This is a genomic window from Gottfriedia luciferensis, from assembly GCF_001712755.1.
GTDB classification, from domain to species: domain Bacteria; phylum Bacillota; class Bacilli; order Bacillales; family Bacillaceae_G; genus Gottfriedia; species Gottfriedia luciferensis_B.
The window spans coordinates 166,541-180,093 of record NZ_MDKC01000036.1; the positions used below are offsets into that span (position 1 = coordinate 166,541).

General features: G+C 33.2%; 13 protein-coding genes and 1 other annotated feature. Of the genes, 4 read left to right on the forward strand and 9 right to left on the reverse strand.

Translation table 11 applies throughout. The annotated features are described in order from the left end of the window. Positions 1-57: 57 nt before the first annotated feature. The gene (gene dcuS / locus BED47_RS21435; protein WP_069035355.1) at positions 58-1,668 is read left to right on the forward strand and encodes a DcuS/MalK family sensor histidine kinase; all 1,611 of its coding nucleotides are present in this window, start codon (positions 58-60) and stop codon (positions 1,666-1,668) included. Further along, on the forward strand, positions 1,661-2,374 hold the full coding sequence (locus BED47_RS21440) for a response regulator (RefSeq protein WP_069035356.1): 714 nt from the start codon (positions 1,661-1,663) through the stop codon (positions 2,372-2,374). The genes dcuS and BED47_RS21440 overlap by 8 nt, the downstream gene beginning before the upstream one ends. 479 nt (positions 2,375-2,853) lie before the next feature. Here BED47_RS21440 and BED47_RS23500 read toward each other — a convergent pair whose 3' ends face one another. Both BED47_RS23500 and BED47_RS23840 read right to left on the reverse strand, forming a co-directional pair. Beyond that, a complete protein-coding gene (locus tag BED47_RS23500; RefSeq protein WP_139116382.1) occupies positions 2,854-3,054 on the reverse strand; it encodes a hypothetical protein in 201 nt (66 codons plus the stop codon). Positions 3,055-3,289: 235 nt separating this feature from the next. Further along, on the reverse strand, positions 3,290-3,463 hold the full coding sequence (locus BED47_RS23840; RefSeq protein WP_175403535.1) for a hypothetical protein: 174 nt from the start codon (positions 3,461-3,463) through the stop codon (positions 3,290-3,292). 415 nt (positions 3,464-3,878) lie between these two features. On the opposite strand from BED47_RS23840, the gene BED47_RS21445 reads away from it, so the two are divergent. Then, positions 3,879-4,319 (forward strand): cupredoxin domain-containing protein, encoded by a 441-nt coding sequence (locus BED47_RS21445; RefSeq protein WP_069035357.1) that lies wholly within the window; start codon positions 3,879-3,881, stop codon positions 4,317-4,319. A 166-nt stretch (positions 4,320-4,485) separates the two neighbouring features. Here BED47_RS21445 and BED47_RS21450 read toward each other — a convergent pair whose 3' ends face one another. Together BED47_RS21450 and BED47_RS21455 are read right to left on the reverse strand one after the other, a co-directional pair. After that, positions 4,486-4,926 carry a hypothetical protein gene (locus tag BED47_RS21450; RefSeq protein ID WP_069035358.1) on the reverse strand — a complete coding sequence of 147 codons (441 nt, stop codon included), beginning with the start codon at positions 4,924-4,926 and terminating at the stop codon, positions 4,486-4,488. A 522-nt stretch (positions 4,927-5,448) separates the two neighbouring features. Continuing rightward, positions 5,449-6,801, reverse strand: a complete 1,353-nt coding sequence (locus BED47_RS21455; protein ID WP_069035359.1) for an amino acid permease — start codon at positions 6,799-6,801, stop codon at positions 5,449-5,451. A 60-nt stretch (positions 6,802-6,861) separates the two neighbouring features. Next, positions 6,862-7,097 (reverse strand) — a binding site (T-box leader). Between the two features lie 279 nt (positions 7,098-7,376). Between BED47_RS21455 and BED47_RS21460 the strand changes: the two genes are divergently transcribed. Continuing rightward, positions 7,377-7,619, forward strand: coding sequence for a hypothetical protein (locus BED47_RS21460; RefSeq protein WP_069035360.1), 243 nt, complete (start codon positions 7,377-7,379; stop codon positions 7,617-7,619). A gap of 163 nt (positions 7,620-7,782) precedes the next feature. Here BED47_RS21460 and pstA read toward each other — a convergent pair whose 3' ends face one another. The 5 genes from pstA to BED47_RS21485 all read right to left on the reverse strand — a co-directional run bounded on the left by pstA (position 7,783) and on the right by BED47_RS21485 (position 13,283). Then, entirely contained in the window at positions 7,783-8,670 is an 888-nt protein-coding gene (gene pstA, locus BED47_RS21465; RefSeq protein WP_069035361.1) for a phosphate ABC transporter permease PstA, read from the reverse strand. After that, positions 8,667-9,563: a phosphate ABC transporter permease subunit PstC gene (pstC, locus tag BED47_RS21470; RefSeq protein ID WP_069035362.1), complete on the reverse strand. Its 897-nt coding sequence runs from the start codon at positions 9,561-9,563 to the stop codon at positions 8,667-8,669. The genes pstA and pstC overlap by 4 nt, the downstream gene beginning before the upstream one ends. Before the next feature lie 69 nt (positions 9,564-9,632). After that, complete coding sequence (locus tag BED47_RS21475; RefSeq protein WP_069035363.1) at positions 9,633-10,526, reverse strand: phosphate ABC transporter substrate-binding protein PstS family protein; 894 nt, start codon at positions 10,524-10,526, stop codon at positions 9,633-9,635. A gap of 401 nt (positions 10,527-10,927) precedes the next feature. Further along, positions 10,928-11,824 carry a phosphate ABC transporter substrate-binding protein PstS family protein gene (locus BED47_RS21480; protein WP_069035364.1) on the reverse strand — a complete coding sequence of 299 codons (897 nt, stop codon included), beginning with the start codon at positions 11,822-11,824 and terminating at the stop codon, positions 10,928-10,930. 232 nt (positions 11,825-12,056) lie between these two features. Then, on the reverse strand, positions 12,057-13,283 hold the full coding sequence (locus BED47_RS21485; protein ID WP_069035365.1) for a Zn-dependent hydrolase: 1,227 nt from the start codon (positions 13,281-13,283) through the stop codon (positions 12,057-12,059). Between the last annotated feature and the right edge of the window lie 270 nt (positions 13,284-13,553).

The following is a 13,553-nucleotide window of genomic DNA, read 5'->3' on the forward strand; positions in this document are numbered from 1 at the left end:
GTATGAATAAAATCATGCTAACTTTTAATAATTACTAGTAATTTTACGGAGGTAAATGTGCGCGATCAGCGATTTAGATTTAAATTAAGTACAATTATCATTTTTTTTGTTTGTTTAGTTGTTCTACTCTCTTTAATGATTACTGATTTATTAATAAGTAACAATGTCAGTAATAAACTTATAAAAAATCAAGAAGAAAAGGCCATAATTGTAGCCAGAACTGTTGCTAAATCACAACTTGTAATTGATGAAATAAGTGACAAACAGCCCACTACTGCAATTCAAGATTATACAAAGGACATTCAAACCGCCACAAATGTATTATTTATTGTTGTAATGGATATGAACGGAATCCGTAAATCCCATCCAAACCCAGAAAAAATTGGCAAACATTTTGTTGGTGGTGATGAAAAAGCAGCACTAAAGGGTAAAGAATATATATCGATTTCACATGGTACATTAGGTGAATCAGTTCGTGCTTTTACCCCTATATACAATGGAAGAAATGAACAAATCGGCGTAGTAGCAGTCGGAATATCACTTAAGAGTGTAGAGTCCGTACTTGGCAAAAGTCATTGGAACATTCTGATCGTTACTGTTCTTGGTTTAATAATAGGCATTATTGGTGCCATTTTACTTGCAAGGTATATTAAAAGGATATTGCTGGGACTCGAACCCTTTGCCATTGCAAGGATTCTTGAGGAGAGGAGTACAATGCTCCAATCCGTTCATGAGGGAATTATCGCAGTCGATAATCAATCAATCATTACCTTGGTAAATAAATCAGCATTACAAATCTTTCAAAAGGCTGGGCTTTCTCAAAAACCTGTTGGCATGAAAATAGATGAATATATGCCATCAACAAGATTGGATTATGTTTTGGAAACAGGTAAACCTGAATTAGATGAAGAACAAAACATAAACGGTATCTCCATCCTCGTTAACCGAGTTCCTCTTCTAGTAAATGGTGAAGTCGTAGGGGCGATTTCCACTTTCCGAGATAAGACCGAAGTAAATCAGTTAGCCGAACAATTAACTGGGGTAAAAATGTATGCGGAATCCCTTCGCGCCCAGTCCCATGAATTTATGAACCGACTTCACGTCATTCTTGGGATGGTCCAAATGAAATCCTATGATGAATTATCAGATTTTATCCGGACTTTAGTAAACTATCAAAATCAAGAATTTGGAAATATTACTCAACATATTAAAGACCCTGCTCTGGCCGGATTTATTATGGGAAAATTAAGTTATGCCAGGGAAGAAAATGTAGAGCTATCTTTTGAATGTAATAATGTCATACCAGAGCCAAAAGACCCTCAGTTCACTCAAGAATTAATAACCATTCTTGGGAATTTGATTGATAATTCGATAGAAGCAATGTCTGATACTGATGAAAAAACATTGGAAGTAAATTTTAATTACACTGAGAAATTTTTAACAATCGAAGTTTTAGATTCAGGACCTGGAATGTCTGATGAACTACAAAAGAAAGTATTTGAAAAAGGTTTTTCCACAAAAGGAGAAAATCGTGGCTATGGCCTTTATTTGGTTGCAAATAGCATTCAAAACCTAAATGGGGGATTAATTATCGACTCAAAATTACAGTTAGGGACTGAATTCCATATACAAATTCCATATGAAGAAAAGAGGTATGATCATGATTAAGGTCTTAATTGTAGAAGATGATCCGATGGTTGCTGAATTCAACAAACGTTATCTTAAAGAGATTAAAGGTTTCAGTTTATTAGGAATTACTCATTCCGTGAAAGATGCCATTAAATTCCTTAAAAATGAACAGGTAGACCTTATTTTACTAGATGTTTACATGCCTGGTTCGACTGGACTTGAATTACTTAGCTTTATTAGAGAACAAAATATGGCAGTAGATGTCATTCTAATAACTGCAGCTGCAGACAAAGAAAAAATCCATACAGCTATAAGATATGGTGCAATAGATTATCTAATTAAACCGTTTGAGTTTGAAAGATTTAATCAGGCCTTGATGAGATATAAAGATAAATATAATTTTTTTGCAACTAAAAATTTGTTTAGTCAGGAAGATCTAGATGAACAGTTCTTTAGTATCGATCAAAAACCTATTGGAGACGCAATGAGTAATTTGCCTAAAGGCTTAACTAGCAGTACTTTACAGGTAGTCCTAAATGTGATCAAGTCAAAAGGAAACAATCAGTTTACAACTGATGATATCTCTGAGACTACCCTTATATCACGAGTGTCGATACGAAAATATTTGAAGTTTCTAACCAGTCTTGGTGCTCTTGAAGAGTCATTAACATATGGAATTGGAAGACCAGTCTATTTGTACACTCTAAAATTAGATAAACTCAATCAAGTGAATACATTATTTTAAAAGTGGCCTTGCCACTTTTTTTAATTTTAGGCTCTGTTAAACTATAATGTTGATTTTTGCGTACTAAAAAAGCCTATTTTCTGATATGATCCCCTTATAGTAGACACGTGAAAAAGCCTATCTGATAAAATGGATAGGCAGTCTACTATAGGGGGATCTATTATGGCTTTAAAAGGAACAAAATTTAAACACTATTCAATTGAACTAAAACTAAAGGCAGTAAAATTATATGAGGATGGCAATGGAAGCAAGAAAAACCCATTTTATAATTTTTAATTAATTGTATACTTCATACGACTTAGATAACTTGAAGGAATTTAACCTTTTTTACATAAAATATCGGTTCATATTTATGAAGATAATCTGTCATTTTGTAGGATTATAATAAATTCTACTCACTGCATTTGTGTATTCAACATCTCCAATTGAGTGCACCTGCTGAAAGACTTTTGGAGAATGAGAACCTAACGGAACTAACATTAATTGTTTTTATCTTTATAGGAACGATCAGCGTTTACTCTGTTATCGAAATTGATTGTAAAAAAGAAAAGGTATGGTAAGATCCAATCGTAGTAAGAAAAGCCATCATTAAATGATTCTTTTATAACTACTGTACTCTTACTGCTCAGGGCTAATTCAACAGCATTTAATGGTTGGTTATTTTTATAGGTAACTACCATTGAACTGAGGATCTACCATTATCCATTTTCTTATTTTAGAAATATATATTTCTACGACGACGTGACCTGCACCATATTGTCTGGTCTCACAATCCTGTGTTTTTAATGATAATATTCTCGAGCGAAGTCCCAAAGCATTTAAACACCCATTTAGAACTACTGCATATTCACAAACTTGCTCTAAAATATATAAAGGATCAGAGTGATTGGGTACGTTTTCACCATTATGCTCCCATTAACTATTTACCCAATTCATTACAGCTTTCACTTTTGCCAAATCGTCCATATCATCATTAATTAGGCTTCTTAATTTATACCTCTCACGAAGTTCTTTTAGATATTGATGGTTGTAATCAAGCCATAAAAACTTATCTTGAGTCCGAATTTCTTCAAAAGAAAAGGTAATCATTATAAGTCCTCCATATAATTACATAACATTGATTATCTAATAAATTCTACTCAAAAGTCTATTTATCTCTTTGACTAAAAATAACCTTCTAATTCAAAATAAAATTCTCATCATTATCATTCCTTATTCTACTAATCTGCCATTTAGCGTGATAAAAAAATCGACTATAAAGCCGATCATGTTGTTCAACTACATCATAGTTATGGTAAATTCATATCTCGCAATTTAGACTGATGTTTCAGTTGCTTATCCATTTTAAAGAATAGCCAATTCATTTCAAATTATCTTGAACTAGATCTCGAGTCGCTTTAATGAACTAAAGTAGAATTTAGATGAAGAAGAAAATTTTCATTAGATTTTCATTTTTATATTGTAAGTTTTAGTAGTTATCAAATTTAGGAGGAGTAATCTACTTATGAAAAAGAGAATGGGATTAATATTTACTGCAATAGCTTTGATGGTAATAATGTTAAGTGCTTGTGGAAGTGCTTCTAAAAATACTTCCAAAGATGCAACATCTAACAAAAAGTCGGATACCACAGTACAAACATCAAAAACTGCAAATCCATCATCTAAAAATTCAACAACAGGAAATGTAGTTGATATTAAGGTTATGGCGAAGGATTTTGCATATGATAAAAAAGAAATTCATGTTAAAAAAGGAGATAAGGTAAGAATCACTCTTCATAGTGATGATGGGGGACATGGTTTTACTCTTCCAGCATTTAATGTAAACATTCAAGGTAATAAGAGTGCTGAATTTATAGCAAATAAAACAGGCACTTTTGAATACCACTGTTCTATATTCTGTGGATCAGGACATACTCAAATGACAGGAAAATTAATCGTAGAATAGTCTATAAACTAAAAAGAGAGTTCAAATTGAATGTTAAACGACTGTCAATCATAGACAGTCGTTTTTGATTTAAAAAATCAACATTTTACTTTAACTGAGCCAATATTTTAGTAATAATATACTTGTGTTTTCTTCAACTAAAGCATGCTTTAGTTAAATAAGATACTTAAAGTTTTTCAATTGAAAAAACCAAGTCATCAAAATTCGTTTCAAAACCAAAGTCATTGCAGTAATAAATAAATATACCGTCTTTCTCTTCAACTATCATACCCGATGAGTATGACTGTGATTCCCTTCCATCGCCTTCATCCCAGATATTGTATAAACTTAGATATCCATTTTTTGAATGACATTTGCAAATAATCTCCTTGGGAGAAGTGTCTTCCCATAAATTAATACTCGGGTAGATTTCTTCATTAAGAGCTGGTATTTCAATCCCCTTATCTGTTCTTAACCAAATACCTTGCCTATGTAATGATCCTTTATTAATAAATTTAATTTTTATTAATTGTTGATCTACTATTGGTTGTACTTCCCATTTAATAACGTCGCTCATTCCCTTTTCAGAAAATGACTTACTATAAATTCGCTCAATCCCAATGTCCATTTCTCTTCTCCAATTCGTGTATGTTATATGTATTTTACACTATAAATTTACAAATTCCTTATTCAACTAAACTGTCTGATAGATGAATAAGAAAATCAACAATCTTCATTAACAGAGCCTAATTTTAAAACGTTGAAAAGGGGTAGGTAGAAATGAAGAGTAACCTGAAAGAAGCAGTAATACAGCTATACTCCAAAGTAGTGGCAAAAGCTTTAGCAGAGGCTGCAATTCAGCCAAAGAAAAGAATTACTTCTGCAAATTAAATTAGAAAAAAATAAAAAAGGCACTGACTTTGATGGTCAGTGCCTTTTTCAATACTAGTTTTTTGTTATTTTAGGACGGAGACTGAAATCTCGCAGCTTCAAAATGAGTACTAACATCGCCATCTACATTTGCTCCGATTACACCAGCAATACTACTCTGGGCAAAAATCTCAATCTTATCTAAAGCATTAAGTTTCTGTATCGTCGAAACATTAACAGCATTCCCGAAGTTTATTGGACCAAAGGAATACTATCTCATTTACAAGTTTTTATTAAGGCGTTTTTTCCATAAATACGTTATCGTAATAAAGAGATAGATGCAAAGTGTAATAATCGTTACGATAATAGGTGTCGTGAAGATGATTCCGATTAGAATCATCATTAAAGCGATGATCACAGCCCAAGTCGTATATGGGAACCATTTAACTAAATAATCACTCGTTTTTCCAGATGACTGTTTACGTGATTTCACATGGGCAAAGGCAATGATCAACCAGATGAATAATACGGTATATCCTAACGATCCCATTAGGAAATCAAAGGTCTTGCTTCCTGCAAATAAGGAAATTAGAACACCGCCAAGTAAAGTGGAAGTACACATTAATATTGCGTATACTGGAACTTTCCTTTTAGATAATCTTGAAAAGATCTTTGGAATGCGACCGTCCGCAGATTGCGTATACAGAACGCGGGATGAACCATATAAGCCAGAGTTCATCGATGAAATAATCGCTATTAAAACAACAGCGTTCATTATATGATCAGCTCCAGGAATCCCTATCATTTTAAAGACCATCACAAATGGACTTTCAGGCACCCCGTTTACTTTGTTCCAAGGAATTAAACTAACGATGATGAAAAATGGAATGATATAGAAAGAAATGATTCTGACCAATGTACTTCGAACAGCTTTTGGTACCACTTTTTCGGGATTTTTCGTTTCTGCTAATGTTACCCCAATTATTTCAGTACCACCATATGAATAAATTACCACCAGCATAGCCGAGATCAAACCAGTTGATCCATTCGGAAAGAAACCACCATGGTCTGTTAGATTAGAGAAACCTACTGCTTTATGATCACCAAAATTCACTAGTAACAACACTAATCCAGCCAAGATGAACACAATGATGACAGTAATTTTAATTAAAGCAAGCCAGTACTCCGTTTCTGCAAAAACCTTTACTGATAGCAAGTTGATTGTTGTAACTACCACAGAAACAATTAATGCTAGTATCCAGATTGGATAGTCAGGTAACCAATATTGGATGAAAATGGCAGCAACGATTGACTCGGCCGTGATGTTCAATACCCACATTTTCCAATAAATCCAATCAAGGAAATAAGCAGAATACTTTCCTAAAATAGATTGGACAAGATCCCTGAATGTTCTTGCATCGCTATTGCGAACCGCCATTTCAGCTAACCCTTGCAAGATAAATAATAAGATGATGCCTCCTAGCAAGTAAGCAATTATTATGGATGGGCCAGCCATATCAATTGCTGAACTACTTCCCTTAAATAAACCTGCCCCAATGGCACCTCCTAATGCCATCATCGTAATATGTCTTGACGTCATTGTCCTTTGTAAATTCCGTTTTTCCGTTTTCATATCCTAACCTCCCCAAAAATCAAAAAAGGCATATCATCTCATTCTTCATAATCAAATGAAGAAAGAGACGATATGCCTTAGCTTACCGCGGTACCACTCTTATTGGCTCTTTTGTGAACCCTACTTTAAAAACCTTATAACGTAGGTCATTCGTTAAAACAAGAGAAAAGATTAAATCTAATCTTTCGCTTTACCACTCCCAGGCAAGTTCAAAGTATCATTGGACTGCGTTGCACCAAACCGCAGCTCTCTTAACCTAATAATTAACTTTTACTACTCCTGATCTTTGCGTTTTGATAAATATTTCTGAATATTTTTTATAATAACTAATACTATACGGACGTGAAGCAAACTTGTCAACAGTTTTTTTAGGATAATTATTTTAAAAAAACAAATCATAAACGTATTGGTTCAATAGCAAAATAAATCTGTAAAATCCTTTTATTTAAGTATCAAAATCCAAATAAATCAAACGATTTTAGTTTCAAATATGACTATTTATCACTTCATTTTTAGTGGTCACATGTAAATAAATCTATGAAAAAAATTACTAAACGAAATGGAGAATACCAAGAATGAATGAAATCATCGAAAGTTTGAAGAGCATACAAAATGAAATAAGCCTTAAGCTTAGCAATGCCTTCAACTTCTCAGAAGCCAATGATAAGCATAACCAAAATTCACATCACGATTATGCTGAATTATCTAAAGCTGCTAAAGAACAGTTAGAGCAAAATAAAGAACATCAAATAGCTAAGACAATTTTAAAACATTTAGAAACACTACTTAGTGAGGTTGATAAAATAAAAAACGCTTAACTTTAAACGTTACATAACATTATCGAAAAAAAGGATTTTTTCCTTTTGTATCAATAATATTTTTAATCAAAATAGCACTCCCAACATTACAAGTTCAGAACCAACTAATACAAAAAAATCTCTACGGAATCTTCCATAGAGATTTTAAAAAATACATATTTGATTATCTTTTTGCTCCTGTAAAGCGTCTATTTAAAAACTTTGCAAACAATCTAGCAAATAGATTAAATAAAAGGATCATTACAATTAGAACTGCAGCAGATTTTGTAGCAATGCTTTGCGCATCTGGAACGATACCTTCTGAATTTAATTTCCAGATATGAACTGTTAACGTTTCTGCTGGTCTAAAAATATTAAACGGGTTCATCGGTGTATTTAATGGAGCAGCATTATTTAGAATAGGCGTTGTAAGTCCAGCAGTATAAATTAATGCCGCTGCTTCACCAAAAATTCTTCCAGCTGCTAAAATAATTCCCGTAATTAATTGTGGAATTGCAGTTGGGATACTAATTTTAGTAATTGTTTGCCACTTTGTAGCTCCTAATCCAAGACTACCTTCTTTACTAGTTTTAGGAACATTTAATAACGCTGTTTCACTTACCCTTGTTAGACCTGGAAGATTTAAGATTGAAATCGCAAGTGCACCACCAATTAAAGTGTAACCCCATCCAGTCATTGTTACAAATACTAATAAACCGAATAAACCTACTACGATTGAAGGTAATGAAGCCAACGTTTCAATACATAATCTTAAGAAATTTAAAAAACGACCTGGTTTTGCATATTCTGCCATATAAATCCCAGCTCCTACTCCAATCGGAACTGAAATAATTAATGTTAACACTAAAATATAAAATGAATTAAAAAGTTGTGGTCCGATCCCACCACCGGCTTGAATATTACTAGGTTTTCCAAAAAGGAAATTAAAGTCCCAGAATCCCCAACCTTTAAAAATAATTTCACTTAATAAAAATAATAATAGTATTACAACTAAACCAGCTATTAAACAAAGTATTCCCGTCCAAACCTTATCCATTTTTCTTGCAATCATGATTCATATCCTCCTTTTCGTCCAATTAATCGAATGACTAGTATAAAGAGGAAGGATATTAGAAGTAAGATCATTGCTAGAGTCCATAGAGTGTTATTCCAAGCTGTACCGTTTAATGTATTTGCCATATCCATTGTTAAAATTCCTGTTAAAGTTGCCGTTGGATCGAAAATACCATTAGGGAACTTAACCGTATTTCCGATTACCATTTGTACTGCTAACGCTTCACCAAAAGCACGAGCAAGACCTAAAACGATCGCAGTTAAAATATTTGTTTTTGCAGCTGGTACAATCGCCAACTTAATTGCTTGCCATCTAGTTGAACCTAGTCCGTATGATGCTTCTAAATATGTTCTAGGAACAGCTCGGACAGCATCAGATGCTATACTTGCAATTGTAGGTAAAATCATGATACTAAGCACAATAATCCCTGCAATTAAGCTAAACCCTACGCCACCTACTGTATTTCTAATTAGAGGAACTAATATTGTTACGCCAAGAAATCCATAAACTACTGAAGGAATACCAACTAGAATTTCCAATACTGGTATTAAAACTTTTTCACCAAACTTCGGTGAAATAAAATTCATGAAAATTGCTAATGCAATCGCAATTGGTGCAGCGATAATTACAGCACCAACAGATACTAGAATTGATCCAACAATAAAGATTAAAGCACCATATGTTGGGTTTGTAGCATTATTTGGACTCCAATGTTTTGAAAACAAAATTTCACTTAACGATATATCATTAACTGTAAATGATTGGATTCCTTTACTTACAATAAATCCTATTATTGCTATTGTAATACCAATCATTAAGAAACCACATAAAGTTACAAGAGTTCTTCCAAGGTATTCAATTAGAAATAAGTTCCTTTTTTTGAAATTCATGATAAACCCCTATCATCCATTAATAAATTAGATTGAGAGTTGGTATAAAACCAACTCCCATTTTTTATATTATTCTAAACCTGTCATTTTTGAAGCTGGGATATAACCCATCTCTACTAACTTGTTAGCAAACTCATCGCCACTAATGAATTCAATATATTCTTTTACAGGAGATTTTGCATCGCCTTTTGTAATCATGTACTCGTAAGAATAGAATGGGTAATCACCTGCAACGATATTGTCTGTAGTAGATTCTTTTCCATCAATTTTCACAGTTTTTAAAGCATCTTTTTTATCGCCGATTAAATATGAATTAGCAAGATAAGAGATTGCTCCAGGAGTAGAGTTTACAGCTTGTTCAACTGCACCGTTTGAGTCTTGAACAGTTCCTACGCCATCATTAATTTTAACGTCTTTCATAATTTTCTTTTCAAACGCTGCACGAGTACCAGATGATGCTGGACGATTAATTACATTAATTTTTTCATCTTTACCGCCAACTTCTTTCCAGTTCGTCACTTTACCAGCGAAAATATCTTCAATTTGTTGAAGTGTAAGTGAATCTACACCAACGTCTTTATTTGTTACCATTGAGTAACCAACACCAGCAACTTTAGCTTCTACTAATGAACTTGCTAAAGATTTATCTTCTAATTTTTCAGCAGCTGGTACATCTGAGTTACCAATTTGAATTGCTCCAGTAGATACTTGGTTTACACCAGTACCACTACCGCCACCTTGAACAGTAATTGAAACTTGTGGGAACTTCGCCATAAATTCAGTAGCCGCTTCGTCTGCTAATGGTTGTAACGCTGTTGATCCTGCAGCACCAATTGTTCCTGTTAATTCTACTTTTTTATCATCTGAAGTCTTGCCAGTTGTTTTTTCATCTTTATTAGAACATCCTGCTAACATACCCGTAATAGCCATTGCTGCAAATGTTAATTTTAATCCACGCTTCATTTTAAATCCCCCTAAAATGTTTGTTTTTATTTTTTATGTTGTTTTTAATTTTTGTTTGTTATCTCTTACAATCTCTACTTTAAAGTTTTTAAGTTAAGCAAGTTTTAATCAATCGTAAAGAAATTGTAAATCTTTTTAAGAGGTAGTATGTTTAATTGATTTATGGGCATTGAATGGAATGATAAAATACGAATTGCTTATTAAAACTTGCTAAATATACATAAGAAAACTACTTAAAAGTAGCTTAACTTTTTAAGTAGTTTCAGGTGCTGATCTATATTAAAAAAAATACGAACTCATAGTGAACTTTATAAAGTTACTTCTTTGTTGACATACTAAAAGAAATACAAAAAGCTGACTCAAAAAGTCAAAGACCTTTTGAGTCAGCTTAAATTGAATTATTATTGTAAACCTGACATTTGTGAAGCTGGGATATAACCCATTTCAACTAACTTGTTAGCAAATTCATCGCCACTAATGAATTCAATATATTCTTTAACTGGAGATTTTGCATCGCCTTTTGTAATCATGTACTCATATGAATAGAATGGGTATGCACCAGATGTAATATTATCAGTTGAAGATTCTTTTCCATCAATTTTTACAGTTTTTAAAGCATCTTTTTTATCGCCGATTAAATATGAATTAGCAAGATAAGAAATTGCACCAGGAGTAGAGTTTACAGCTTGTTCAACTGCACCGTTTGAATCTTGAACAGTTCCTACGCCATCATTAATCTTAACGTCTTTCATAATTTTCTTTTCAAATGCTGCACGAGTACCTGATGATGCTGGACGATTAATTACATTAATTTTCTCATCTTTACCGCCAACTTCTTTCCAGTTCGTTACTTTACCAGCGAAAATATCTTCAATTTGTTGAAGTGTAAGTGAATCTACACCAACGTCTTTATTTGTTACCATTGAGTAACCAACACCAGCAACTTTAGCTTCTACTAATGAACTTGCTAATGATTTATCTTCTAATTTTTCAGCAGCTGGTACATCTGAGTTACCAATTTGAATTGCTCCAGTAGATACTTGGTTTACACCAGTACCACTACCGCCACCTTGAACTGTTATAGATACTTGTGGGAACTTCGCCATAAATTCAGTTGCCGCTTCGTCAGCTAGTGGTTGTAATGCTGTTGATCCTGCAGCTCCAATTGTTCCAGTTAATTCTACTTTTTTATCATCTGTAGTAGTCTTGCCAGTTGTTTTTTCATCTTTATTAGAACATCCCGCTAACATACCTGTAATAGCCATTGCTGCAAATGTTAATTTTAATCCGCGTTTCATTATTGTTTGTCCTCCTAAGGAAAGTTATTATTTTCTACATCTCTAACTATAAAAAAGAATAATTAACCTAGTTTTAAAGGATTGTAAATAATACGTAAAGTTGTTTTAAGATAACAAAATAATGATAAAAATAAGACTCTCTAATTATTTTAGAGAGTCTAAAGAAACAATCTATATAGTTTACGTTAGTGAAATACATACAAGGTATTACTAGTAGTTTTGAAATAAAGCCTTATTTATTCACTTTTTCAAGGCATAGTTTTAATACAGTATTTAGTAAAACATTCGCTCCTTTAGCACAATCTTCATATGAAGTTAACTCATCTTCACGATGACTATATCCATTTACACTTGGTACAAAAATCATAGCAGTTGGAATATATGAAGCAATGAATTGAGCATCATGGCCGGCACCGCTATACATACGATTTTCTTTATATCCTAACTCTTTGCAAGCAGATTCCACAGTATTTACGACTTCTTCATCAAAGTTAACTGTATCTCGATCCCATAGGCGTGTGGATTTGATTGGACAGCCACTTATATTTTTTGGCAGTTCTTCCACCATTCGTGTAACTTCTGCAATAACACTCGGATCCTTATGTCTCGCCTCTAAAGTAAAGGTTACTTCTGAAGGAATGACCGTGTGAATATTTGGATATGCATTTATACGACCGATTGTGTAAACGAGCTCTGAATCCAGTCTTTGTAATTGCTTTTGTAAATCGACCACAACATTGGCAGCAGTGAACATCGGATCTTTGCGCATGCTAATTGGTGTCGTACCTGCATGGTTGGATTCTCCAAATACAGAGATTTCATAGCATACCATTCCTAGTACACCTTCTACTACTCCGATTTCTAGGTTTTTCCGTTCCAGTACAGGACCTTGTTCAATATGTAGTTCGATATACGCGCTAGCTTCTATTAAGCGATTTGCTTCAGAACCTTCAAAACCGCTTTCATTTAGTGATTTTTCAAATGTAATTCCATTTTTATCAGTAGAAGTAATCATTTTCTTTTTATCAAATTTACCTGATAGCACTCCAGAAGACATAAGAGATGGCTCAAATCTTGCTCCTTCTTCATTTGTAAAATTGACAACTGTAATTGGATAATCTAATTCGATCTTTTCATCTATTATTGTATAAACAGTCTCTAAAGCTGTGAGTACACCTAGTACGCCGTCGAAACGTCCTCCCTTAATAACTGAGTCTAAGTGTGAACCAATTACAATTGGAGGTAAGTTTTGTTTCCCCGGTAAAGTAGCATACATATTACCCATATCATCATGCTTTACTGTCATTCCCACTTCTTCACATAACGCCTGAAATTTCTTCCTTGCAGCGAGATCTTCAGGAGATAATGCTAGTCTAGTTACTCCATTGTTTTCCGTTTTACCATATTCACTAAACAACTCAATTAATTTTTGAAGCCGATTGGCATTCGTTCTGATCATATGAAGGCCTCCTTTAATTATTGGGCAATTTCTTCAATATCAATGCTGTTAATTCATTTAGTGAAATAGAAATATTCGAGAAAATATTTACTAATTTAAATAAAGTTGTTTCATTAAATAATACGATGGAAACTGTTGTTATAATACTAGCAATTGCACCTTACTTATTCATTCAAAACAAAGACAGTCGTGTTCTCATTTTTGGGACTGCATCTGTCTTTGTTTTTTTTATAAATATATGAAGACCGAACCCTACTTTTTATTTAAATC

Excerpts from the sequence above, each read along its gene's own strand:
- BED47_RS21455 (WP_069035359.1), bottom strand. The coding sequence starts at position 6,801 with ATGAAAACGGAAAAACGGAATTTACAAAGGACAATGACGTCAAGACAT.
- BED47_RS23840 (WP_175403535.1), bottom strand. The coding sequence starts at position 3,463 with ATGATTACCTTTTCTTTTGAAGAAATTCGGACTCAAGATAAGTTTTTA.
- BED47_RS21440 (WP_069035356.1), top strand. The coding sequence starts at position 1,661 with ATGATTAAGGTCTTAATTGTAGAAGATGATCCGATGGTTGCTGAATTC.
- BED47_RS23500 (WP_139116382.1), bottom strand. The coding sequence starts at position 3,054 with ATGGTAGTTACCTATAAAAATAACCAACCATTAAATGCTGTTGAATTA.
- BED47_RS21480 (WP_069035364.1), bottom strand. The coding sequence starts at position 11,824 with ATGAAACGCGGATTAAAATTAACATTTGCAGCAATGGCTATTACAGGT.
- pstC (WP_069035362.1), bottom strand. The coding sequence starts at position 9,563 with ATGAATTTCAAAAAAAGGAACTTATTTCTAATTGAATACCTTGGAAGA.
- pstA (WP_069035361.1), bottom strand. The coding sequence starts at position 8,670 with ATGATTGCAAGAAAAATGGATAAGGTTTGGACGGGAATACTTTGTTTA.
- BED47_RS21450 (WP_069035358.1), bottom strand. The coding sequence starts at position 4,926 with ATGGACATTGGGATTGAGCGAATTTATAGTAAGTCATTTTCTGAAAAG.
- BED47_RS21445 (WP_069035357.1), top strand. The coding sequence starts at position 3,879 with ATGAAAAAGAGAATGGGATTAATATTTACTGCAATAGCTTTGATGGTA.
- BED47_RS21475 (WP_069035363.1), bottom strand. The coding sequence starts at position 10,526 with ATGAAGCGTGGATTAAAATTAACATTTGCAGCAATGGCTATTACGGGT.
- BED47_RS21460 (WP_069035360.1), top strand. The coding sequence starts at position 7,377 with ATGAATGAAATCATCGAAAGTTTGAAGAGCATACAAAATGAAATAAGC.
- BED47_RS21485 (WP_069035365.1), bottom strand. The coding sequence starts at position 13,283 with ATGATCAGAACGAATGCCAATCGGCTTCAAAAATTAATTGAGTTGTTT.